31 protein-coding genes are annotated in these 20,531 nt (G+C 43.3%); 24 read left to right on the forward strand and 7 right to left on the reverse strand.

Translation table 11 applies throughout. The features are described 5' to 3' along the window. The first annotated feature begins 216 nt into the window (after positions 1-216). Entirely contained in the window at positions 217-1,476 is a 1,260-nt protein-coding gene (locus tag FTU12_RS08670) for a dicarboxylate/amino acid:cation symporter (RefSeq protein ID WP_180026060.1), read from the forward strand. Here the strand turns inward: FTU12_RS08670 and FTU12_RS08675 are convergent. From FTU12_RS08675 to FTU12_RS08705, 7 genes are all read right to left on the reverse strand, one after another. Further along, the gene (locus FTU12_RS08675; protein WP_180114185.1) at positions 1,473-1,898 is read right to left on the reverse strand and encodes a VOC family protein; all 426 of its coding nucleotides are present in this window, start codon (positions 1,896-1,898) and stop codon (positions 1,473-1,475) included. The genes FTU12_RS08670 and FTU12_RS08675 overlap by 4 nt on opposite strands. A 219-nt stretch (positions 1,899-2,117) precedes the next feature. After that, entirely contained in the window at positions 2,118-3,062 is a 945-nt protein-coding gene (locus tag FTU12_RS08680; RefSeq protein WP_180021608.1) for a metal-dependent hydrolase, read from the reverse strand. 157 nt (positions 3,063-3,219) lie between these two features. Then, on the reverse strand, positions 3,220-4,080 hold the full coding sequence (gene yihA / locus FTU12_RS08685) for a ribosome biogenesis GTP-binding protein YihA/YsxC (RefSeq protein WP_180114186.1): 861 nt from the start codon (positions 4,078-4,080) through the stop codon (positions 3,220-3,222). 85 nt (positions 4,081-4,165) lie between these two features. Next, positions 4,166-4,609, reverse strand: coding sequence for an Rrf2 family transcriptional regulator (locus tag FTU12_RS08690; protein ID WP_078192461.1), 444 nt, complete (start codon positions 4,607-4,609; stop codon positions 4,166-4,168). Positions 4,610-4,695: 86 nt separating this feature from the next. After that, on the reverse strand, positions 4,696-5,904 hold the full coding sequence (gene hmpA, locus FTU12_RS08695; RefSeq protein WP_078192460.1) for an NO-inducible flavohemoprotein: 1,209 nt from the start codon (positions 5,902-5,904) through the stop codon (positions 4,696-4,698). Between the two features lie 150 nt (positions 5,905-6,054). Then, positions 6,055-7,638, reverse strand: a complete 1,584-nt coding sequence (locus FTU12_RS08700) for a helicase HerA-like domain-containing protein (RefSeq protein WP_180114187.1) — start codon at positions 7,636-7,638, stop codon at positions 6,055-6,057. Positions 7,639-7,652: 14 nt separating this feature from the next. Continuing rightward, complete coding sequence (locus tag FTU12_RS08705) at positions 7,653-8,855, reverse strand: PLP-dependent transferase (protein ID WP_180049263.1); 1,203 nt, start codon at positions 8,853-8,855, stop codon at positions 7,653-7,655. Positions 8,856-9,013: 158 nt separating this feature from the next. Here FTU12_RS08705 and FTU12_RS08710 point away from each other — a divergent pair, with 158 nt between their 5' ends. The 23 genes from FTU12_RS08710 to secY all read left to right on the forward strand — a co-directional run bounded on the left by FTU12_RS08710 (position 9,014) and on the right by secY (position 20,518). After that, positions 9,014-9,781, forward strand: coding sequence for a type 1 glutamine amidotransferase (locus FTU12_RS08710; protein ID WP_180114188.1), 768 nt, complete (start codon positions 9,014-9,016; stop codon positions 9,779-9,781). A gap of 238 nt (positions 9,782-10,019) precedes the next feature. Then, on the forward strand, positions 10,020-10,331 hold the full coding sequence (gene rpsJ / locus FTU12_RS08715) for a 30S ribosomal protein S10 (RefSeq protein WP_000070912.1): 312 nt from the start codon (positions 10,020-10,022) through the stop codon (positions 10,329-10,331). Between the two features lie 59 nt (positions 10,332-10,390). Next, positions 10,391-11,029 (forward strand): 50S ribosomal protein L3, encoded by a 639-nt coding sequence (gene rplC / locus FTU12_RS08720; RefSeq protein ID WP_078189280.1) that lies wholly within the window; start codon positions 10,391-10,393, stop codon positions 11,027-11,029. Between the two features lie 11 nt (positions 11,030-11,040). Continuing rightward, positions 11,041-11,643: a 50S ribosomal protein L4 gene (rplD, locus tag FTU12_RS08725; protein WP_078189279.1), complete on the forward strand. Its 603-nt coding sequence runs from the start codon at positions 11,041-11,043 to the stop codon at positions 11,641-11,643. Beyond that, on the forward strand, positions 11,640-11,960 hold the full coding sequence (gene rplW, locus FTU12_RS08730) for a 50S ribosomal protein L23 (protein ID WP_005012992.1): 321 nt from the start codon (positions 11,640-11,642) through the stop codon (positions 11,958-11,960). Before rplD ends, rplW begins: the two co-directional genes overlap by 4 nt. Positions 11,961-11,971: 11 nt before the next feature. Beyond that, entirely contained in the window at positions 11,972-12,796 is an 825-nt protein-coding gene (rplB, locus tag FTU12_RS08735) for a 50S ribosomal protein L2 (RefSeq protein WP_078189278.1), read from the forward strand. Positions 12,797-12,815: 19 nt separating this feature from the next. Further along, on the forward strand, positions 12,816-13,091 hold the full coding sequence (gene rpsS, locus FTU12_RS08740) for a 30S ribosomal protein S19 (protein ID WP_004281508.1): 276 nt from the start codon (positions 12,816-12,818) through the stop codon (positions 13,089-13,091). A gap of 11 nt (positions 13,092-13,102) precedes the next feature. Next, positions 13,103-13,432 (forward strand): 50S ribosomal protein L22, encoded by a 330-nt coding sequence (rplV, locus tag FTU12_RS08745; protein ID WP_035265103.1) that lies wholly within the window; start codon positions 13,103-13,105, stop codon positions 13,430-13,432. Between the two features lies 1 nt (position 13,433). After that, the gene (gene rpsC / locus FTU12_RS08750; RefSeq protein ID WP_078189277.1) at positions 13,434-14,186 is read left to right on the forward strand and encodes a 30S ribosomal protein S3; all 753 of its coding nucleotides are present in this window, start codon (positions 13,434-13,436) and stop codon (positions 14,184-14,186) included. Positions 14,187-14,189: 3 nt separating this feature from the next. Continuing rightward, complete coding sequence (rplP, locus tag FTU12_RS08755) at positions 14,190-14,603, forward strand: 50S ribosomal protein L16 (protein WP_068909575.1); 414 nt, start codon at positions 14,190-14,192, stop codon at positions 14,601-14,603. Beyond that, positions 14,603-14,800 carry a 50S ribosomal protein L29 gene (gene rpmC, locus FTU12_RS08760; RefSeq protein WP_005012982.1) on the forward strand — a complete coding sequence of 66 codons (198 nt, stop codon included), beginning with the start codon at positions 14,603-14,605 and terminating at the stop codon, positions 14,798-14,800. The genes rplP and rpmC overlap by 1 nt, the downstream gene beginning before the upstream one ends. Further along, complete coding sequence (gene rpsQ / locus FTU12_RS08765) at positions 14,797-15,054, forward strand: 30S ribosomal protein S17 (protein WP_078189275.1); 258 nt, start codon at positions 14,797-14,799, stop codon at positions 15,052-15,054. Before rpmC ends, rpsQ begins: the two co-directional genes overlap by 4 nt. 89 nt (positions 15,055-15,143) lie before the next feature. Then, positions 15,144-15,512, forward strand: coding sequence for a 50S ribosomal protein L14 (rplN, locus tag FTU12_RS08770; protein WP_005012978.1), 369 nt, complete (start codon positions 15,144-15,146; stop codon positions 15,510-15,512). 9 nt (positions 15,513-15,521) lie between these two features. Then, positions 15,522-15,839, forward strand: coding sequence for a 50S ribosomal protein L24 (gene rplX, locus FTU12_RS08775; protein WP_078189274.1), 318 nt, complete (start codon positions 15,522-15,524; stop codon positions 15,837-15,839). 15 nt (positions 15,840-15,854) lie between these two features. Further along, positions 15,855-16,391, forward strand: coding sequence for a 50S ribosomal protein L5 (rplE, locus tag FTU12_RS08780; protein ID WP_067762907.1), 537 nt, complete (start codon positions 15,855-15,857; stop codon positions 16,389-16,391). A gap of 9 nt (positions 16,392-16,400) precedes the next feature. Then, positions 16,401-16,706, forward strand: coding sequence for a 30S ribosomal protein S14 (gene rpsN, locus FTU12_RS08785; protein WP_067762906.1), 306 nt, complete (start codon positions 16,401-16,403; stop codon positions 16,704-16,706). 12 nt (positions 16,707-16,718) lie between these two features. Next, a complete protein-coding gene (gene rpsH, locus FTU12_RS08790; RefSeq protein ID WP_078189273.1) occupies positions 16,719-17,114 on the forward strand; it encodes a 30S ribosomal protein S8 in 396 nt (131 codons plus the stop codon). A gap of 13 nt (positions 17,115-17,127) precedes the next feature. Then, complete coding sequence (gene rplF / locus FTU12_RS08795; RefSeq protein WP_078189272.1) at positions 17,128-17,661, forward strand: 50S ribosomal protein L6; 534 nt, start codon at positions 17,128-17,130, stop codon at positions 17,659-17,661. Between the two features lie 14 nt (positions 17,662-17,675). Continuing rightward, positions 17,676-18,026, forward strand: coding sequence for a 50S ribosomal protein L18 (gene rplR, locus FTU12_RS08800; RefSeq protein ID WP_067762903.1), 351 nt, complete (start codon positions 17,676-17,678; stop codon positions 18,024-18,026). 2 nt (positions 18,027-18,028) lie between these two features. Next, on the forward strand, positions 18,029-18,526 hold the full coding sequence (rpsE, locus tag FTU12_RS08805; RefSeq protein WP_067762902.1) for a 30S ribosomal protein S5: 498 nt from the start codon (positions 18,029-18,031) through the stop codon (positions 18,524-18,526). Between the two features lie 6 nt (positions 18,527-18,532). Further along, the gene (gene rpmD / locus FTU12_RS08810) at positions 18,533-18,709 is read left to right on the forward strand and encodes a 50S ribosomal protein L30 (RefSeq protein WP_005012961.1); all 177 of its coding nucleotides are present in this window, start codon (positions 18,533-18,535) and stop codon (positions 18,707-18,709) included. A gap of 3 nt (positions 18,710-18,712) precedes the next feature. After that, entirely contained in the window at positions 18,713-19,153 is a 441-nt protein-coding gene (rplO, locus tag FTU12_RS08815) for a 50S ribosomal protein L15 (protein ID WP_078189271.1), read from the forward strand. A gap of 45 nt (positions 19,154-19,198) precedes the next feature. Continuing rightward, on the forward strand, positions 19,199-20,518 hold the full coding sequence (gene secY / locus FTU12_RS08820) for a preprotein translocase subunit SecY (RefSeq protein WP_171263746.1): 1,320 nt from the start codon (positions 19,199-19,201) through the stop codon (positions 20,516-20,518). Positions 20,519-20,531: the final 13 nt, after the last annotated feature.

A 20,531-nucleotide genomic window follows, 5' to 3' on the forward strand; every position in this document is an offset into this window, starting at 1 on the left:
TGAATACTGAAAAAACCGATCTTCTGATTCGGTTTTTTATCTCCGTCAATTTGGGGTTATGCAACTACTCACGGAATCGAGTTATCTAGTTAGGGGTACTGTACAAGTTGAATGGAGCTGAATTCATGCTTTGCAGAAATGCAGCAGTACATGTGACAAAAAATTCCTCGATTCCCAATGGGTCGCATGGCATAGTGCCTGAATAAAGGATGATAAATGCAAGGCACAATGAGCTTAAATACGCAGATTTTAATTGCCGCAATATTGGGTGTGGCATTTGGGTTTTTATTAATTCAGTTTCCAGAGACGCAGTTTTTATCCGCCAGCCTGTATGGCTTGGGGATTGCCAGTAGTATTTTTATTGGTTTGCTGAAAATGATCTTGGTTCCCCTGATCTTTAGTTCGATTGTGGTGGGGGTATCGAATTTACAAGCGGGTGGTCAGCTGAGTCGAACGTGGAAAATTACCTTAGCGTGCTGTGTCACTACCACAACTTTGGCACTGATCTTGGGTCTAGCATGCGCGCATATTTTTAAAGTCGGGCAGGGCGTGGACATCGTCATGTTCCAAGATGTAATGCAACAGCATCAGAGTCCTGACACCCTCACAGCAGGTTCATTCTTTACCAATTTTATTCAAAATACACTGATCAATCCGTTTAAAGCCTTTAGTGATGGAAATGTACTCGCTGTCGTGGTGTTTTCACTATTTCTCGGTGTGGCCTTGGTCAAAGGCGGTGAAAAGTTCCGAAGCGTGAGAAAGCTCAGTCAGCAATTTTTTGACATCATGATGATGATCATTGGCTGGGTGATGAAGCTTGCACCGATTGGTATTTTCGCATTATTGGCTAAATTGATTGCTACAGAAGATATTTCGGTGTTGAGTCGCCTCGCCGAGTTTGCTGCGGTGGTCACAGGGACGACGATTTTCCATGGGGCAGTGGTGTTACCTCTGCTGCTATGGATTTTTGGGAAAATGAGCCCACTGACATTTTTTAGAGGAACACGAGCTGCCTTAATCACTGCTTTTGCAACCAGTTCAAGTTCAGCAACGATGCCACTGTCGATGAAATGTGCGCAGGAAAATTTAGGCGTACGTCCTCAAACAGCAGGTTTTGTGATTCCATTGGGCACACAGTTAAATATGGATGGTACAGCGTTGTATGAAGCTGCTGCTGCGTTATTTATTGCTAACTTGATGGGCTTAGATTTAACCTTGGGTCAGCAGTTAATTGTCTGTGCAACCGCCATGATTGCGTCACTCGGCGCACCGGGCATTCCAAGTGCTGGAATGGTGACGATGATTATGGTTTTACAATCGGTTGGGCTTCCTGCAGAAGCCATTGCGATATTGCTGCCGATCGATCGTCTATTGGATACGGTACGGACTGTGGTGAACGTACAGGGCGATATGATGATTAGTGTGGTGGTGGATCGTCATACGCGAGATGTAGATGAACCAGCGTTGTCGAATTAAATAGATAAAGCACTAAAATGTGGGTTGTAGACGATCTCCCACAGATGCCCATCTAAGTCTTGAAAATAGCCTGCATAACCACCGTAAAACGTGGGCTGTGCGGGCTTAATTGGTTTTGCACCAGCGCGTTGGGCTTGTTGCATAATTTGATCGACGGCTGCGGGACTGTTGACGTTATGTCCGAGAGACATTTGAGTTGGACAAAACGCAGATGTACTGATTCCAGTGTCATGACTAAGGCTATCTTGCGGCCAGAGTGCAAGCTTTAAACCGTGTTGTAAATCAAAAAATGCCACAGCGCCATGTTCAAATTCAGTCCCAATAATCCCAGCGCTATTTAGACCTAGACCCTCCTGATAAAACGCGAATGCAGCGTGTAAATCTTTCACGGCCAGTGTAATGACGGAGATGTGAGCGTGCATGGAGATGCTCCTGAACGATGTATTTTTATTTTAGGATGAGACTGAGTATAAATACATTTTAAAGAGAATAGGGAACTCGGAATAACTGTACTTTAAACCTCGAACTTATGAGCCTATCCATCTTGAGTTTGTTGATTGCTCAATAAAAAATGGAGCGTAATGGATGTGAGCACAAAAAAAGCAGGGCGAACCCTGCTTAATACAGATTTTAAATGGTGTTTAAGCAACTTTCAGTGCGGCACGTTTTGCAGCAGGAGAGTTGTCGAGATAGGCAATCGCATCTTCAGTTTTTGCTTCATGCACAGGATCGTACCAAGGCATTAAATACCCCAATTGCTGCGACACCAACCAAAGCGGATGTGGCAATAAGCGATTGTCTTTTTGCGCGATACGCGCCCATTCACGCCAAATCCACGGTTTATATACGGCAGGTTTAATCGATGCATAGCGCGAGTCTTGCTGCATGATATGTGCTGCACCATCGACCCATAGACCAAGTACGGCTGCAATTACGATCACACTTTGATAATAGCGAGAAATATAGCCCCCACCGAGATGACGATACAAATCAAAAGCCACGGTACGATGTTCTATTTCCTCTGCACCATGCCATTTTACTAGATCGAGCATATTCGGATCAGCACCTAGTCGTTCCCACTCTTTGTTGTATAAAGCATATTTGCCTAGTACACAGGTCATGTGCTCAACTGTTGCAATCACCCCTAAACGAAAGAGATCCCATTGATGATCTAAAGCTTTGGGTACGTTGAGCCCTAAAGGTTGGTCCGCAAGCAGTTTGCCAAAGAGAAAGTCCATGATTTCAAGGTTGCGTTGAATACTGATATTGCGCTGAGATAGATATTCTTTATTGGCAGAGTTATGCGCCTGAGCATGCATGGCTTCTTGGCGGATAAATGCTTTAACGTCCTCTGCTAGTTTTTCATCTCTAATTTGTGGCAATACTTTGTTATACAGACGGCAAAACCAAAACTCACCAGCCGGTAAGATCATGTTAATTTCATTAATAAAATAGCTGACAAAAGGTTGGTTGGGCACCCAGTCAACTTGGGTATCTTGCCACTCAAATTTCACTTTACGTGGTTTAATTTTATATTCGATTGATGATCCAAGTTTTGTGTTTTTCAAGCGGGAGAGTAATTTCATGACCTATCCTTGTTTTTATGTGATCGAGTGCACATCTGATGTATTCAGTATCCAAAAAAAATCCTGCATTGTGATTAGCAATACAGGACATTTCATTATCTTCAGAAGATACTTTTTGTCAGACAATCATTCTTGCGCTGACTTTAAAAATACTGGATTAGTGGTCTGAATTTTTGCCTTCAGCTTGGGGTAAATCTTCAGATGTTGTATCGACGTCATCGAATGCTTCAGTGTCTGCATCGATTTCAATATCATCTTCGGATGCTTCAGGGATGCTATCAAGATCAAACTCTGTTGATTGTTCTAAGGTGAAGTTAAGACGACCCGCCATGACACTCGCTAACTCTTCTAAACCTTGTTTATTCAATGATGAGAACAATTGGATAGAGAAGTTCAGCTTCATTTTTTTCAATGCTGCTTTCACTTCTTGTAGTGCTTTAGAGGCTGGGCCACGGTTTAATTTATCTGATTTGGTGAGCAGTACATGCACGAACAATTTACGTGAATGTGCCCATTCCAACATCATGACATCAAAGTGTTGTAGTGGATGACGGATATCCATCAATAGCACAAGACCTTGTAAACTTTCACGGTGTATCAGATAGTTTTCTAACTCTTTTTGCCACACGATTTTCATTGCTTCAGGTACAGCTGCATAGCCATAACCCGGTAAGTCGACCAAACGCTGATCAGGATTTCCTAAACTGAAAAAGTTGATCATTTGGGTACGACCCGGTTTTTTCGACGCACGAGCCAATTGCTTTTGGTTGGTGAGCGCATTAATGGCACTCGACTTACCCGCATTTGAGCGGCCAGCAAAGGCAATTTCATAGCCGGTATCTTCAACGCAGAGGTTGAGTTTAGGCGCACTCATTAAGAACTCAGCTTTGCGTAGCCAGTTGAGCGAGCGCACAGCATATTCAGTAATCGCAGAGTCTACTTTTTTCTCATAAGTAATCTTTTGCTTCGGCGCATTGGCCGCCTTACTGTTTCGTGATTTTCCTCTGTGCTGATGCATAACCCAACTTCAATAACTGATTTAACAACACGCATTATAAAGGAAGTCGGGCAGGCAAGCGAATTTTGTCGCAGGCAAAGTGAAATTAGAGATTGATCATTTGAATTGGAGATTGTGTTGTAAATTTAGATGCGCTGCTTGGTTGCAAGACATCGGCAAGTTTGTACTGATCGAGACTTTGATAAAACTGTTCTAAAGCTTGGTCTAAGATGCTTTTTAAACCACACTGACTGCGCAGTACGCAGGGTGGGTCATTGCATTCAACAATCTGGTGATTACCTTGCAAAATCCGTACGATTTGACCGAGCTGAGCCTCAAGTGCTTCAGGGTTAAGGCGGATGCCGCCACCTTTGCCGCGGCTGGTGATTAACCAGTTTTGCTTTGCCATAAAATGCACAATTTTCACCAAGTGATTACGCGAAACGTGCAGGTCTTCTGCAATTTCAGCAATGTTATAAGGCACATCACGAGGACGTGCGATATAGAGCAAAATGCGTAATGCATAATCGGTGAATTTATTGAGTTGCATGATAATACTGTGAGTCTGAGAGAAATAAATAAGGGCTAGTCTAGCATAACTAAACTAACCCTTTGTATTTCAGGTGAATAGCTTAGTTAGTGTTTTACACCACCAGTGCCGAAAGCTTCGCTGTGAATATTGCTAGCAGGAATACCACGAGCAATTAAAGCTTTCTGTTGTTCAGCCATAAATGGCATTGGACCGCAAAGGTAATAATCCGCATTGATCGGTAACAGTGCAGTATCCATGCTGCCTAAGTCTAGACGACCAGCAGCATCATAATCTTCACCTAATTTATCATTAGCATGAGGGAACTCATACGCTGTAAAAGTGCTAAGACGTGGGTATTTTGCTTCCAAATCCTGAATGTGTTTATGCATTGCATGCACTTGTTTGCTACGGCAGGCATGGATAAAGGTTACAGGTTGTGGCATGTCTAAAGTCACCAACTGATTCAGCATCGCAATCATTGGTGTTAGACCTACACCACCACTGATAAAGACATTGCGTTTTTGTGAATCAATCAGGAAGAAATTACCTGTTGGTGCAGACACTTCGATTTCTGAACCGATCTCCAAGCCATGCAGTGTATTCGATACCCAACCTGGAACCAAGTCACCTTTCTGATCTTCACGTTTTACAGAGATACGTAAGTAGTTGTCTTGTGGGCTGGTAGACAGTGTATATTGACGTGGTTGTTTTAGACCCAGCTCATCGACCAATACACGTACAGAGATGTACTGACCTGCTTCATATTTTGGTAAATCACCACCATCAGAAGGCTCAAGGTAGAATGAGGTGATTTCATCACTTTCAGCCACTTTTTTCGCGATTTTGAAATTACGCCAACCTAACCAACTGCCTTTAGTTTGCTGATGTTGCTCATAAATCGCTTTTTCAGTGCTGATAAACAAGTCTGCCAATTGTCCATATGCTGCTGCCCAAGCTGCAATCAGTGGATCTTCCATTGAAATGCTTAATACTTCACTGATCGAGTGCAGCAAATTTTCGCCGACAATATTATAGTCTGGCGCTTGAATGTTAAGACTCACATGTTTATGCGCAATTAATTCTACAACTGGTAAAAGTACAGATGGGTCCTCAATATTTTCAGCATAAGCCAATACAGCACCCGCCAAGGCTTGTGCCTGAGCACCGCTGCGCTGATGTCCCATGTTAAAGGTTTCTTTGAGGTCAGGGTTATTGCCCAACATACGATTATAGAAGTAACCAGTCAGCGCGACACCATTTTCACGTAGAACAGGAACAGTAGCTTTTACTAGGTCAATTTGCTGCGGAGTCATAGCTGATCTCTCATGGCTGTTATTTATAAGATGTATTTAAAATACATTTTTAAATACATCCGCGCAATACATGTTTTAGTAAAAACCATAAAAAAATTATGGAATATAAAAAGATTCCATAAATTTGTACTTTTTAATTGGGCTTTTAGATTATTTCTTGCCGAAGAGAGAACCTAAGAGGCCACGGATAATTTTCTGACCTGTCGACCCACCCAAGCTGCGTGCTGCACTTTTTGCAAAAGTTCCTACAGTGTCTTGAATCAGTTTTTCACGTTGTTTGGCTGAGCGCTCAGCGTCTTTTTGTTGTTCGCGTGCAAGGCGTTCTTGTTCACGCGCTTGCTGTTTAGCGAGTGCATCCGCTTCCTTGGCTTTTTGTTTGGCCAAGGCTTCTTGCTCTTTGGCTTCTATTTTATCTTGTTCCGCTTGGACGGCTTGTTGTTGGCGCTCCGCCACTTTATTTTGTAAAAGTTCATAGGCACTTTCACGATCTGCTTCGGTGTCATACACACCTGCGACAACGCTATTTGCCATCAGAGCTTTGCGTTCTTCTACAGCAATTGGGCTAAATGAAGAGTAGGGTGGCATCACCCAAGCACGTTCAACAATTTGAGGTGTGCCTTGTTCATCTAGACAGCTGATCAGTGCTTCACCTACAGCCAGTTCCGTAATCACTTGATCGACTTTAAACGCAGGATTGGCTCGGAAAGTATCTGCTGCCGTCTTAACAGCTTTCTGATCTTTGGGGGTAAATGCACGTAGCGCATGTTGAACACGGTTACCCAGTTGTCCTAAAACACTCTCGGGTAGGTCAAGTGGATTTTGCGTTACAAAGTAAATGCCGACCCCTTTAGAGCGAATCAGACGAACCACTTGTTCAATCTTTTCTTGTAAAGCAGGGCTGGCATTATCAAACAATAAATGCGCTTCATCAAAGAAGAACACCAGTTTGGGTTTATCCATATCTCCAACTTCGGGCAATTGTTCAAACAGTTCTGACAGCATCCAAAGTAAAAAAGTCGCATAGAGCTTAGGGGTATTCATTAACTTGTCGGCGGCGAGCAGGTTGATGTTGCCACGACCTTGTGCATCCGTTTGAATGAAATCCATGATATTGAGCGCAGGCTCACCAAAGAACTTGTCACCACCTTGATCGGCCAATGCGAGCAAATTACGTTGAATTGCACCTAAGCTTGCAGGTGATAAATTGCCATATTCATTTTTAAATTCAGCTGCATGTTCACTGACGTAGCTAATCATGGCTTTTAAGTCTTTAAAGTCGATGAGCAATAAGCCCTGATCATCGGCAATACGAAAGACCGCAGATAACACGCCTTCTTGCGTGTCGTTTAAATTCAGAATTCGGGCAAGGAGAAGTGGACCAATTTCAGAAATGGTGGTGCGAATGGGATGTCCTTGTTCACCAAACAAATCCCAAAACACCACAGGGGAGGCAGCAAAAGGAATGCTCTCGATATTTAAACTTTTAATTCGTTCGTCAAACTTAGGATTGCTTTCACCTGCTTTGGCAAGGCTGGAAACATCGCCTTTGGCATCGGCTAAAAATACGGGTACACCCAGCCGAGAAAAACTTTCTGCCAACACCTTCAACGTCACCGTCTTACCAGTACCTGTAGCCCCAGCAATCAAACCATGGCGGTTTGCAAATTGTGAATGAAGCACCACATCTTGTGTGGTGTCTTGTGTCTTTTTGCCAATAATAATTGGTGTACCCATAGATGTTCCTGTATTTATTCGAGTTGTTGTTTATTTAAATGTTGTAGTGCGTTTTCTATATCTTGTATTAAATCTGCAGGATGTTCTAGTCCTATACAAAAGCGAACCAGTAAGCCGGTTTGAATATGTGAATGTTCGAGTACACGCATATCTTTTAAGTTATATAGCATGACTAAACTGACTGGGCCACCCCAGCTAAAACCGAGCTTAAAGAGTTTCAGCGCATCGCAAAAGCGGCGTACATCTTGCAAACTATATTTTTCATTAAATATCACGCTGACCAAACCGGCACTGTGTTGTTCTGTACAAATTTCTTTCCAATACTGATGTCCTGCGGAAGCTTCATCAGCAGGATGTAAAACCTGTACAAAGGCTGGCTGTTGTTTTAGCCAATTTAATAAAGTTAAAGCACTTTGTGACTGGTGTTCATAACGCAGGCGCATAGAAGCCAGACTGCGTTGTATTTGCGCGGCATCATCACCAGAGATGCTAATGCCTTGAATGGCGTGCGCACGAAACAGTTTGTGATGAAGCTTTTTATCTCGTGTAATTACCGAACCCATCAAAATATCCCCGCCGCCACTTGGGTATTTGGTCAAGGCATGCACACTGATATCGACACCCAGGTGCTCAGCACTAAAATCAAAAGCATTAAAGGCAAGTCCTGCGCCCCACGTATTGTCTAGTGCAGTGAGAATGTTCTGCGCTTGAGCTTTTTTGACCAAGCCGACTAAATCTGGAAACTCTAAAGTGACAGAACCCGCCGCTTCTAACCAGATAAGCTTGGCTTGCGCTGAAGGGCTAAATGAATCGACATCAATAGGGTTATAAACCTTGACCACGATGCTATAGCGGGTTTCTAAATTGCGTAAATGGTCCATATTTGGGCCATAGATATTATCTGCGACCCACACTTCATCCCCTTGACTTAAAAAACATGAATTGACCAAATTAATTGCAGATAAACCGCTTGGTGCGAGTAAGTGATACAAGCCACCTTCAATCTGAGCAATCTGATCGCCTAGGGTAAATGTAGTGGGTGTGCCATGTGTTCCATAGCTATAGTCATAATCATCAGTCCAATGGCGATTAAATAGCGCATCTGTATTTTCGAAAATTATAGTGGATGCACGAAACAGGGGAGGTTGAACACTATTGATGTATTGCGGTGCCTTTCTTGGTGCATGAATGAGTTCGGTTTGAGGATTCTTTTTCACGTGGCGCTCTGAAATGATCAAAATAATAATGAATGTTCAAAAGAATACGACTAAAACGCATGGATTTACGATGCTTTTGTATAGAAAATTAAGTGAAAAGCAAAGTTGGCTTCATTCTTGCAAAACCGATAACAGAGCAACAACAATAGGTTTAGCGCATGAAGTCGCATTTAAAAGTACATTATTTTCAGCATATTGCTGGTGAAGGGTTCGGCAGTTGTTATGAATTTTTAAAACAGCATCAGGCCAAAATTACGGCCACAGAATTCTTTGCATTACCTGTCGATCAAGCCTTAGATCTCGAGGCTTTGCCGCATGTTGAAGATGTCGATTTACTTATCATTATGGGTGGAACCATGAGCGTAAATGATGAGGCAAATTTCCCATGGTTAAAAATAGAAAAGCGTTGGCTGCGACGCTATTTAGCCCTCGGTAAACCCGCAATCGGGCTTTGTTTAGGTGGGCAATTGATTGCCAATGCTTTGGGGGCGGCGGTCAGGCGTAATGAACAGCAGGAGTTGGGTTTGACCGAGGTACGCAAGGTGAAGCATGTACCTGAACAGTGCTTTGAATTGCCAGAACAATTTAAGGTGATGCAATGGCATAGTGAAACCTTTGAAATCCCGAAAGGCGCTATTCATCTGGCTGAAAATGATGTCTGTCGCAATCAAATGTATCAAATTGGAAAAAATGTCTTGGGATTTCAATTTCATCCTGAAATAACCCCCGAAGTGCTACAACTATTTTTAGAAAATGATGAAGAGTTAGAGCATTTTTCCGGTCAATATGTACAAACTGAACGTCAATTAAAAAGTATGCCTAAAAGTGACTTTATTAAAGGAAATCAAATACTAAACCAAGCTATAGAGTACGTTTTGCAAAAAACTCATGCTGACTTATTTTTAAACAAGAGACTCAATAGATAAACGTAAAAAAAGAGGAAAAAGTTAAAAAGAGATTTGCTTAAGCGTTAAACAATCGCTATAATGGGCGACCCTTTGATGAAAGGGGGTTGGCTACGAATAAAGTAGTTAACATCGTGACAGTCGTGGCATCGATCATGACCTTAGTGATATTTCACTGCTCTTGACACTTGCCCTCATTAAAGTGGGGTGAGATGCGTCAAGAGTGATTCTTTATATATTTGGCTTGGAGTTAACTGGTATGTCTAACCAGAGAATTCGTATCCGTCTTAAGTCTTTTGATCACCGTTTAATTGATCAGTCGGCTCAAGAGATCGTAGAAACAGCAAAACGTACTGGCGCACAAGTTTGTGGTCCAATCCCGATGCCTACTCGCATTGAACGTTTCAACGTTTTAACATCACCACACGTTAACAAAGATGCGCGTGACCAATACGAGATCCGCACTTACAAACGTTTGATCGACATCGTTCAACCTACAGATAAAACTGTTGATGCATTGATGAAGTTAGATCTTGCAGCTGGTGTTGATGTTCAGATCGCTTTGGGTTAAGGCTTTCGGTTAATTAACGCTCTAAGTTAATTAGGCCGCTTTTTTAGAGGTTTATGCACATGGCTATTGGTTTAGTCGGTCGCAAGTGCGGTATGACACGTATCTTTACAGATGCTGGTGTTTCTGTACCTGTAACAGTGATTGAGGTTGATCCTAACCGCATCACACAAATCAAAACGCTTGAAACTGATGGTTATCAAGCGATTCAAATCACTACTGGTGAACGTCGCGAATCTCGCGTAACTAACGCTCAGAAAGGTCACTTTGCGAAAGCTGGTGTAGCTGCTGGTCGTCTAGTTCAAGAATTCCGCGCTACAGAAGCTGATCTTGAAGGTCGTGAAGTTGGCGGAACTATCGGTGTAGATGTGTTCACAGTGGGTCAAATTGTTGACGTTACTGGTACATCTAAAGGTAAAGGTTTCCAAGGTGGTGTTAAGCGTTGGAACTTCCGTACTCAAGACGCTACACATGGTAACTCTGTATCTCACCGTGTTATCGGTTCTACAGGTCAAAACCAGACTCCTGGTCGCGTGTTCAAAGGCAAAAAAATGCCTGGTCACTTAGGTGCTGAACGTGTAACTACACAGGGTCTTGAAATCGTTGCTATCGACGCAGAACGTTCAGTTCTAGTTGTTAAAGGTGCGGTTCCTGGTGCTACTGGTGGCGACGTTACTGTTCGTCCTACTATCAAGGCCTGAGGGGAAATAACGTGAATTTAAATACTGTTTCCGGCTCTGCTGTTGAGTTATCTGAAGTTGCGTTTGGTCGTGATTTTAACGAAGCTCTTGTACACCAAGTTGTTACAGCTTACTTAGCTGGTGGTCGTCAAGGTTCTAAAGCGCAAAAATCACGTGCTGACGTTTCTGGCGGTGGTAAAAAACCTTTCCGTCAAAAAGGTACTGGCCGCGCTCGTGCTGGTTCTATTCGTAGCCCAATCTGGGTTGGCGGTGGTAAAACTTTTGCTGCTCGTCCACAAGACTGGTCTCAAAAAGTAAACCGTAAAATGTATCGCGGTGCTATGCAATGCATCCTGGCTGAGCTTGTTCGTCAAGATCGCCTTGTTTTAGTTGAAGAGATTGCTGTTGCAGCTCCAAAAACTAAAGAATTGCTTGCAAAACTTAACGACTTGAATGCACCTCGTGCATTAATCGTTACAGATGCTGTTGATGAGAACTTGTATCTTGCTGCTCGCAACATTCCACACGTTGATGTGGTTGATGCTGCTGCAATCGATCCTGTTAGCTTGATCGCGTTCGATAAAGTTGTTATGTCTGTTGCTGCTGCTAAGAAAATTGAGGTAGAACTCGGATGAACAACGAACGTATCTATCAAGTCCTACAAGGACCTGTATTCTCAGAAAAAGCACAAGTTTTAGGCGAAACTGCTGGTGTTCAAGTGTTCAAAGTTGCACTAGATGCAAACAAACTTGAAATCAAAAAAGCTGTTGAGCAACTATTTGGTGTTCAAGTTGTTAAAGTTAACACAACGATCACTAAAGGTAAGACTAAACGCTTTGGTAAAACATTAGGACGTCGTTCTGATGTTAAAAAAGCATACGTCACCCTGAAAGCTGGCCAAGATGTTGAAATGGCTGACTTGGGCGATACCGCTGAAAACGCAGCGGAATAAGGACGAAAATTATGCCGATTCAAAAATGTAAGCCAACGTCTCCAGGACGTCGCTTTGTAGAGAAAGTGGTTCATAACCACCTTCACAAAGGCGCGCCATATGCTCCGTTGGTTGAAGCTAAAAAACGTACTGGCGGTCGTAATAACAACGGTCACATTACAACTCGTCACGTTGGTGGTGGTCATAAACAGCACTACCGTATCGTAGACTTCAAACGTAACAAAGACAGCATCCCTGCTGTAGTTGAGCGTATTGAATACGATCCAAACCGTACAGCTCATATTGCTTTATTGAAATATGCTGACGGTGAACGTCGCTATATTATTGCACCTAAAGGCCTTCGCGCTGGTGATCAAGTTCAATCTGGTAACGATGCTCCAATCCGTCCAGGTAACTGCTTGCCACTTCGCAACATGCCTATCGGTTCTACTCTTCACAACATCGAGCTTAAAATCGGTAAAGGCGCACAATTAGTACGTTCTGCTGGTACATCTGCTCAATTGTTGGGTCGTGACGGTTCTTACGCTATCATTCGTCTTCGTTCAGGCGAAATGCGTAAAGTACACGTTGAATGCCGTGCTGTGTTAGGTGAAGTTTCTAACTCAGAAAGCAACCTTCGTTCACTTGGTAAAGCAGGTGCATCACGCTGGCGTGGCGTTCGTCCTACCGTACGTGGTATGGCGATGAACCCAGTAGACCATCCACATGGTGGTGGTGAAGGACGTAACAAAGGTATTCAACCTGTAAGTCCATGGGGTCAAAAAGCTAAAGGGTACAAAACACGTACCAACAAGCGTACGACTAAGATGATCATTCGCGACCGTCGCGTTAAGTAACAAGTAAAGGAATCTGACAATGCCTCGTTCTCTGAAAAAAGGCCCATTCGTCGATGCGCACTTGTTCGCTAAGGTTGAAGCGGCTATCGCGGCTAATAACCGTAAGCCGATCAAAACTTGGTCGCGTCGTTCGATGATCTTACCGGATTTTGTTGGTCTAACAATTTCTGTACACAATGGCCGTAACCATGTTCCAGTGATCGTATCTGAGCATATGGTTGGTCATAAATTAGGTGAATTCGCGCCAACTCGTACCTATCGTGGTCACGGTGTTGACAAGAAGTCTAAACGTTAATAGGTGCTATGATGGAAGTAACTGCTAAATTACGCGGTGCCGCTATCTCGGCACAAAAAGCACGTTTGGTTGCAGACCTAATTCGCGGCAAATCTGTTGCGCATGCTTTAAATATCTTAAACTTCAGCAACAAAAAAGCTGCAGTTTTAGTTAAAAAAGCATTGGAATCTGCGATTGCAAACGCTGAACACAATAACAGTTTAGATGTAGACGACCTTAAAGTTTCTACGATCTACGTTGATGAAGGCATGAGCCTGAAACGTATTTTGCCACGTGCTAAAGGCCGTGCAGATCGTATTACTAAGCGTACTTGTCACATTACCGTTAAGGTAGGGGTTTGATATGGGTCAGAAGGTTCATCCAATCGGTATCCGCCTAGGTGTTGTGAAACGTCATAACGCTAACTGGTATGCGAATCCGAAACAATATGCTGAATATTTGCTAAAAGATCTTCAAGTTCGTGAGTTTTTAACTAAAAAACTTAAGAATGCGATGGTAAGCAATATTCTTATCGAACGCCCTACAGGCGCAGCTAAAGTAACTATTAGCACTGCACGTCCTGGTATCGTGATCGGTAAAAAAGGCGAAGACATTGAGAAATTACAACGCGAATTAACAGCCATTATGGGTGTTCCTGCGCAAGTAAGTATCAACGAAATCGATCGCCCAGATTTAGACGCTCGTTTAGTTGCTGAAGCAATCGCTTCTCAATTAGAAAAACGTGTAATGTTCCGTCGTGCTATGAAGCGTGCGGTTCAAAACTCTATGCGTGCTGGTGCTAAAGGTATCAAAGTAGAAGTTTCAGGCCGTCTAGGTGGTGCTGAGATTGCTCGTACTGAATGGTATCGTGAAGGTCGTGTACCTCTTCATACTCTTCGTGCTGACATCGACTATGCTACTATGCGTGCTGAGACTACTTACGGTACGATCGGCGTTAAAGTATGGATCTTCCGTGGTGAGATCTTGGGCGGCATGAAACAAGTCATGAACCCAGCTCCAGCTGAAGAACGTCCAGCTAAACGTGGCCGTGGTCGTGGTGAAGGTCAAGAGCGTCGTGGTCGTCGCAATGATCGTTCTGCTGAAAAAGGAGAATAATCCATGTTACAACCTAAACGTACTAAATTCCGTAAAGTGCAAAAAGGCCGTAACACTGGTCTAGCACATCGCGGTAGCTCAGTATCTTTTGGTACTATTGCACTTAAATCAGTTGAACGTGGTCAAATGACCGCACGTCAAATTGAAGCAGCGCGTCGTACAATCAGCCGTCGTATTAAACGTGGTGGTAAGATCTTTATCCGTGTTTTCCCAGACAAACCAATTACTGAAAAACCATTAGAAGTTCGTATGGGTAAAGGTAAAGGTTCTGTGGAATACTGGGTTTGCCAAATCAAACCAGGTAAAGTCTTGTACGAAATTGATGGTGTTAACGAAGAACTTGCTCGCGAAGCGTTTACGCTTGCTGCTGCAAAACTTCCGTTTAAAACCACTATCGTGACTCGGACGGTAATGTAATGAAAACTAATGATCTACGTGAAAAGTCGGTAGAAGAGTTGACAGCTTTGCTTGATGAGCAACAGCTTAACCAATTCCGTCTTCGTATGGCGAAAGCAACTGGTCAATTGGGTAAATCGCACGAAGTTGCGCTTACTCGTAAGACAATTGCTCGTATTAAGACCCTCCTTACCGAAAAACAGGGGAACGGACAATGAGTGAACAAACAGTTCGCACGTTAACCGGTAAAGTAGTTAGCGACAAGATGGACAAGTCTATCGTTGTTCTTATCGAACGCCGCGTTCAACACCCGTTGTATGGCAAATCAATCCGCCGTTCAACTAAATTACACGCTCATGATGAAAACAATGTTGCTAAAGTTGGTGACGTAGTAAGCATCAAAGAAAGCCGCCCAATTTCTAAAACTAAGTCTTGGACTTTAGTTGAAGTTGTTGAAGCTGCTGCTGAGTAATTAAACGTTCTTGCATCATCGGTCAATTTCGAGTACTCTTTGAGCCTTTCGAAATTGCGACCGGTGATGCTCGGTTTTGGAGTAGGGCAATGATTCAAACCGAAAGTATGCTAGACGTAGCAGACAACAGTGGTGCTCGCCGCGTACAATGTATTAAAGTACTTGGTGGTTCACATCGTCGTTATGCTTCTGTTGGCGACATTATTAAAGTTACTGTAAAAGAAGCTATTCCACGCGCACGTGTTAAAAAAGGTGACGTGATGAATGCTGTAGTTGTACGTACAAAATTCGGCATCCGTCGTGCAGATGGTTCAGTTATTCGTTTCGACGATAACGCAGCTGTTATTTTGAACAACAACAAAGCGCCGATTGCAACTCGTATTTTCGGACCAGTGACTCGTGAACTTCGTACTGAACAGTTCATGAAAATTATTTCATTGGCTCCTGAAGTTCTATAAGAGGCACTCATGGCTAAGATTAAAAAGGGCGATCAAGTAATTGTGATCGCAGGTAAAGAAAAAGGCAAACAAGGTACTGTTTTGTCTGTTTCAAATGACCGTGTTAAGGTTGAAGGCCTTAACTTGGTAACGAAGCATCAAAAGCCTAACCGAGCTACTGGCGCTGAAGGCGGCATCGTAACTCAAGAAGCTGAGCTTCATATCTCTAACGTGGCAATTTTTAATGCTACAACCCAAAAGGCTGACCGTGTTGGTTACCAAGTGATTGAAGGCGTGAAAACTCGCGTATTCAAATCTAATGGTGAATCAGTGGCGGTAGCGAAGTAATAGGTTGACTAGGCAATGGCCAGACTTAAAACGCGTTACAACGACGAACTTAAGGCTCAATTAAAAGAAACATTGGGCGTTAAGAATGTGATGGATATTCCTCGCATTACAAAAATCACCATCAACATGGGTGTTGGTGCTGCATCAGCTGACAAGAAATTGTTAGATGGCGCTCTTTCTGATATGCAAGCAATTGCTGGTCAAAAACCAGTACTTACTTTAGCTCGTAAATCTATCGCTGGTTTCAAAATCCGTGATGGTTGGCCGATCGGCTGTAAAGTTACTTTACGCGGCGAACGTATGTACGAATTCTTAGACCGTTTGATCTCTATCGCGATCCCTCGTATCCGTGACTTCCGTGGTTTCTCTGCGAAATCATTCGATGGTCGTGGTAACTACTCAATGGGTCTTAAGGAACAAATCATGTTCCCTGAAATCGATTTTGATAAGATTGATCGTATTCGTGGTATGGACATTACCATCACTACGACTGCTCGCACCGATGACGAAGGCCGTGCGCTTATGCGTGCATTCGGCTTCCCGTTCAAATAAGAGGTCGATATGGCTAAGAAAGGTATGATTAATCGCGAATTGAAACGCGAAGCTACTGTTGCTAAATACGCTGCGAAACGTGCTGAATTAAAAGCAATTATCGCAAACGTTAATGCATCAGACGAAGAACGTTTCGAAGCGATGATGAAATTTCAAGCATTACCACGTAATGCGTCTCCAGTACGTCTACGTAACCGTTGTGGTTTAACTGGTCGTCCTCATGGTTACTTCCGTAAGTTCGGCTTAAGCCGTAACAAATTACGTGAAACAGTAATGCAAGGTGATGTACCGGGCGTTGTTAAGGCAAGCTGGTAAGGAGCACTATAAATGAGTATGCAAGATACCGTTGCCGACATGCTAACACGTGTTCGTAACGCACAAATGGCAAAGAAACAAACTGTTTCTATGCCAAACTCAAAGTTGAAAGTTGCGATTGCTAACGTACTTCAACAAGAAGGTTATATCGCTGATGTAGCTGTTGCTGACAATGAAGGCAAAGCGACTTTAACGATTACTTTAAAATATTTCGAAGGCAAACCAGTTATCGATACTGTGAAACGCGTAAGCCGTCCTGGTCTACGTCAATATCGCGGTAAAGATGCACTTCCTAGCGTTAAGCAAGGTTTAGGTATTGCAATTGTTTCTACAAGCAAAGGCATCATGACTGATCGCGCTGCACGTGCTGCAGGTATCGGTGGTGAAGTTATTGCTTTTGTTTCTTAATAGGTGATTCCTCATGTCTCGTGTGGCTAAAGCCCCAGTAACTGTACCTAACGGTGTTACAGTTACTCAGAACGGCCGGCAGGTCGAAGTGAAAGGCAGCAAAGGTACATTGTCTTTCAACCTGCATGCGCTGGTCGAGCTAAAACAGGAAGACGGTACTCTAGTTATTGCTCCTAAAGCTGAATCTAAAGATGCTTGGATGCAAGCTGGTACTGCTCGCGCTGTGCTTAACAACCTTGTAAAAGGTGTTAACGAAGGTTTCGAACGTAAGTTACAGCTTATCGGTGTTGGTTATAAAGCTGCGGTTAAAGGTAACATTGTTAACCTTAACCTTGGTTTCTCTCACCCGATCGACTACAACCTTCCTGAAGGTGTAACTGCAGAAACTCCTACTGCAACTGAAATTGTACTTAAATCTGCTGATAAAGCTAAATTAGGTCAAGTTGCTGCAGAAATCCGTGGTTACCGTCCGCCAGAGCCTTATAAAGGTAAAGGTGTTCGTTATTCTGACGAAGTTGTACTTCGTAAAGAAGCTAAGAAGAAATAAGGCGCGAGGTTCTTATGAACGAAAAGAAACAATCCCGTTTGCGTCGTGCGAAAAGCACACGCTTGCACATCCGTGCATTGGGTGCGACTCGTTTGTGTGTAAACCGCACTCCGCGTCACATCTATGCTCAAGTTATCTCTGCAGATGGTGGCAAAGTATTAGCGCAAGCTTCTACTTTAGACGCTACTCTACGTGCTGGTACTACTGGTAACGTTGAATCGGCTCAGAAAGTTGGTGCTTTAATTGCAGAACGTGCTAAAGCGGCTGGTGTAACTAAAGTTGCATTTGACCGTTCTGGTTTCAAATATCATGGTCGTATCAAAGCCTTGGCTGATGCTGCTCGTGAAAACGGCTTGGAGTTCTAATCATGGCTAAAGTTGAACAAAACGAAGGTCTTGTTGAAAAGCTGGTTGCCGTTGATCGTGTAGCCAAAGTTGTTAAGGGTGGTCGTATCTTCTCTTTCACAGCATTAACTGTTGTGGGTGATGGTAATGGTCGCGTAGGTTTTGGTCGTGGTAAAGCACGTGAAGTTCCAGCTGCTATTTCTAAAGCACTTGAAGCTGCTCGTCGCAACATGATTACTGTTGACCTTGTTGACGGTACTGTTCAGCACCCTATCAATGCTCGTCACGGTGCAAGCCGCGTTTACATGCAACCTGCTTCTGAAGGTACTGGTGTAATTGCTGGTGGCGCTATGCGTGCAGTTTTAGAAGCTGTAGGTGTACGTAACGTATTAACTAAGTGTTATGGTTCTACTAACGCTGCTAACGTAGTAAACGCAACTTTTAACGGTTTGCGTGATATGACTTCTCCTGAGAAAGTTGCTGCGAAACGTGGTTTATCAGTAGCACAAATTCAAGGGTAATCAATCATGAAAACGATTAAAGTTACCCAGACTAAATCTTCATCGCACCGCTTGAAAAATCACAAGCTTAGCCTTAAAGGTTTAGGTCTGCGTCGTATTGGTCATACAGTTGAAGTGCAAGATACGCCTTCTAACCGTGGTATGATCAACCAAGTTTACTATATGGTTAGTGTAGAGGAATAAGCCATGACTCTGCGTTTAAATACAATTGCACCTGCAGAAGGTGCTAAGCGTGACAACCTTCGTTTAGGCCGTGGTATCGGTTCTGGCGTTGGTAAGACTGGTGGCCGTGGTGTCAAAGGTCAAAACTCACGTAAGAGCGGTGGTACACGTCCTGGTTTCGAAGGTGGTCAAACTGCGTTATACCGTCGTTTACCTAAATTCGGTTTCACTAGCCAAATGGCTTTGAAAACTGCTGAAGTACGTTTATCAGAACTTGCTAAAGTTGAAGGCGACATCGTGTCTCTTGAAACTTTAAAAGCTGCTAACGTTGTACGTAAAGATATGTTGCGTGCACGCATCGTACTTTCTGGTGAAATTACTCGTGCATTCACTGTTCAAGGTGTTGCATTGACTAAAGGCGCTAAAGCTGCTGTTGAAGCTGCTGGCGGTAAAGTCGAGGAGTAATCCCCAGTGTCTATGACTCCTAGTTCGACAGGTCATGTTAACATGATGAAAGGCCAACCTTTTCATGTGAAATATCGTGAAATTATTCGCCGTATGATGTTCCTCATCGGGGCGTTGTTGGTTTTTCGACTGGGAGCACATATTCCAGTACCGGGCATTAACAATGCCGCACTAGAGAATCTGTTTAATGCAAACCAAGGTACGATCCTTGGTTTGTTTAACATGTTCTCAGGTGGTGCATTAGAGCGTATGTCAATTCTTGCTCTTGGGATTATGCCGTATATCTCTGCATCGATTATCGTGCAGTTAATGTCTACGGTTGTTCCTTCGCTGGAAGCTTTAAAGAAAGAAGGCGAACAAGGTAAGCGTAAGATCAATCAATATACGCGACAAGGCACATTGTTTCTTGCACTTGTGCAAGCTGTTGGGATGTGTGCAGGTCTGATTAGTCAAAATATTACTTTGACTAGTGGACTTGCTTTTTACGTTCCTGCTGTAACTTCTTTGGTTGCAGGTACAATGTTCCTGATGTGGTTAGGTGAGCAAATTACTGAGCGTGGAGTAGGGAATGGTATTTCCATGATCATCTTCGCAGGTATCGTTGCTGGTTTGCCGAACTTGGTTCTGCAATCTTTAACCTCAGTAGATAATGGCCAATCTAGTTTAATTGGTCTTGCAATCTTTGCATTGCTATCTGTTGCAGTGTTAGCAGCAATTGTGTTTATTGAGAAGGCGCAGCGTCGTATTCCGGTAAACTATGCTCAAAAACAACAAGGTCGTCGTGTATTTACCGCTCAGCAAACACATTTGCCATTAAAAATTAATATGGCGGGTGTGATTCCTGCAATTTTTGCGAGTTCATTGCTATTGTTCCCAGCGAGCTTAGGGCAATGGGTAGGCAGTGCAGATCCAAATGCTGGCGTGATTAAACGTGGCCTACAAGATTTGGCACTCGTATTGTCGCCGGGTCAACCGATGTATTTGGTGCTATTTGGTGCATTAATTATCTTCTTCTGTTACTTCTATACTGCGCTAGTATTTAGCCCTAAAGAAGTGTCAGAGAATTTAAAACGTAGTGGTGCTTATGTACCGGGTATTCGTCCTGGTGAGCAAACTGCACGCTATTTAGATCATATTTTGAATCGTTTGACTTTTATTGGCGCGGTTTATATCACAATCATCTGTTTAATGCCGATGATTCTACAAAGCTCATTTGGTATTCCATTTAGCTTAGGTGGTACGTCTTTACTGATCGTAGTGGTGGTGGTGATGGACTTTATGGCTCAGCTCCAAGCTCATCTCACATCGCATCAATATGACAATCAATCGTTAATGCGTAAAACGACTGCTCATCCGAAAGGATAAGCGCACTTAGAGG

The organism is Acinetobacter sp. YH12063, from assembly GCF_013419715.1.
GTDB classification, from domain to species: domain Bacteria; phylum Pseudomonadota; class Gammaproteobacteria; order Pseudomonadales; family Moraxellaceae; genus Acinetobacter; species Acinetobacter amyesii.

What these genes read in the sequence shown, in the direction of transcription:
- secY (WP_171263746.1), top strand. Translation starts at nt 19,199, where the DNA reads ATGAAAGGCCAACCTTTTCATGTGAAATATCGTGAAATTATTCGCCGT.
- rplP (WP_068909575.1), top strand. Translation starts at nt 14,190, where the DNA reads ATGTTACAACCTAAACGTACTAAATTCCGTAAAGTGCAAAAAGGCCGT.
- FTU12_RS08700 (WP_180114187.1), bottom strand. Translation starts at nt 7,638, where the DNA reads ATGGGTACACCAATTATTATTGGCAAAAAGACACAAGACACCACACAA.
- rplN (WP_005012978.1), top strand. Translation starts at nt 15,144, where the DNA reads ATGATTCAAACCGAAAGTATGCTAGACGTAGCAGACAACAGTGGTGCT.
- rplX (WP_078189274.1), top strand. Translation starts at nt 15,522, where the DNA reads ATGGCTAAGATTAAAAAGGGCGATCAAGTAATTGTGATCGCAGGTAAA.
- rpsE (WP_067762902.1), top strand. Translation starts at nt 18,029, where the DNA reads ATGGCTAAAGTTGAACAAAACGAAGGTCTTGTTGAAAAGCTGGTTGCC.
- rpmC (WP_005012982.1), top strand. Translation starts at nt 14,603, where the DNA reads ATGAAAACTAATGATCTACGTGAAAAGTCGGTAGAAGAGTTGACAGCT.
- rpsQ (WP_078189275.1), top strand. Translation starts at nt 14,797, where the DNA reads ATGAGTGAACAAACAGTTCGCACGTTAACCGGTAAAGTAGTTAGCGAC.
- yihA (WP_180114186.1), bottom strand. Translation starts at nt 4,080, where the DNA reads ATGCATCAGCACAGAGGAAAATCACGAAACAGTAAGGCGGCCAATGCG.
- hmpA (WP_078192460.1), bottom strand. Translation starts at nt 5,904, where the DNA reads ATGACTCCGCAGCAAATTGACCTAGTAAAAGCTACTGTTCCTGTTCTA.
- FTU12_RS08670 (WP_180026060.1), top strand. Translation starts at nt 217, where the DNA reads ATGCAAGGCACAATGAGCTTAAATACGCAGATTTTAATTGCCGCAATA.
- rplF (WP_078189272.1), top strand. Translation starts at nt 17,128, where the DNA reads ATGTCTCGTGTGGCTAAAGCCCCAGTAACTGTACCTAACGGTGTTACA.
- FTU12_RS08680 (WP_180021608.1), bottom strand. Translation starts at nt 3,062, where the DNA reads ATGAAATTACTCTCCCGCTTGAAAAACACAAAACTTGGATCATCAATC.
- rplW (WP_005012992.1), top strand. Translation starts at nt 11,640, where the DNA reads ATGAACAACGAACGTATCTATCAAGTCCTACAAGGACCTGTATTCTCA.
- rpsN (WP_067762906.1), top strand. Translation starts at nt 16,401, where the DNA reads ATGGCTAAGAAAGGTATGATTAATCGCGAATTGAAACGCGAAGCTACT.
- FTU12_RS08675 (WP_180114185.1), bottom strand. Translation starts at nt 1,898, where the DNA reads ATGCACGCTCACATCTCCGTCATTACACTGGCCGTGAAAGATTTACAC.
- FTU12_RS08690 (WP_078192461.1), bottom strand. Translation starts at nt 4,609, where the DNA reads ATGCAACTCAATAAATTCACCGATTATGCATTACGCATTTTGCTCTAT.
- rplR (WP_067762903.1), top strand. Translation starts at nt 17,676, where the DNA reads ATGAACGAAAAGAAACAATCCCGTTTGCGTCGTGCGAAAAGCACACGC.
- rplC (WP_078189280.1), top strand. Translation starts at nt 10,391, where the DNA reads ATGGCTATTGGTTTAGTCGGTCGCAAGTGCGGTATGACACGTATCTTT.
- rplE (WP_067762907.1), top strand. Translation starts at nt 15,855, where the DNA reads ATGGCCAGACTTAAAACGCGTTACAACGACGAACTTAAGGCTCAATTA.
- rplV (WP_035265103.1), top strand. Translation starts at nt 13,103, where the DNA reads ATGGAAGTAACTGCTAAATTACGCGGTGCCGCTATCTCGGCACAAAAA.
- rpsJ (WP_000070912.1), top strand. Translation starts at nt 10,020, where the DNA reads ATGTCTAACCAGAGAATTCGTATCCGTCTTAAGTCTTTTGATCACCGT.
- rpsH (WP_078189273.1), top strand. Translation starts at nt 16,719, where the DNA reads ATGAGTATGCAAGATACCGTTGCCGACATGCTAACACGTGTTCGTAAC.
- FTU12_RS08710 (WP_180114188.1), top strand. Translation starts at nt 9,014, where the DNA reads ATGAAGTCGCATTTAAAAGTACATTATTTTCAGCATATTGCTGGTGAA.
- rplB (WP_078189278.1), top strand. Translation starts at nt 11,972, where the DNA reads ATGCCGATTCAAAAATGTAAGCCAACGTCTCCAGGACGTCGCTTTGTA.
- rplO (WP_078189271.1), top strand. Translation starts at nt 18,713, where the DNA reads ATGACTCTGCGTTTAAATACAATTGCACCTGCAGAAGGTGCTAAGCGT.
- rpsS (WP_004281508.1), top strand. Translation starts at nt 12,816, where the DNA reads ATGCCTCGTTCTCTGAAAAAAGGCCCATTCGTCGATGCGCACTTGTTC.
- rpsC (WP_078189277.1), top strand. Translation starts at nt 13,434, where the DNA reads ATGGGTCAGAAGGTTCATCCAATCGGTATCCGCCTAGGTGTTGTGAAA.
- rpmD (WP_005012961.1), top strand. Translation starts at nt 18,533, where the DNA reads ATGAAAACGATTAAAGTTACCCAGACTAAATCTTCATCGCACCGCTTG.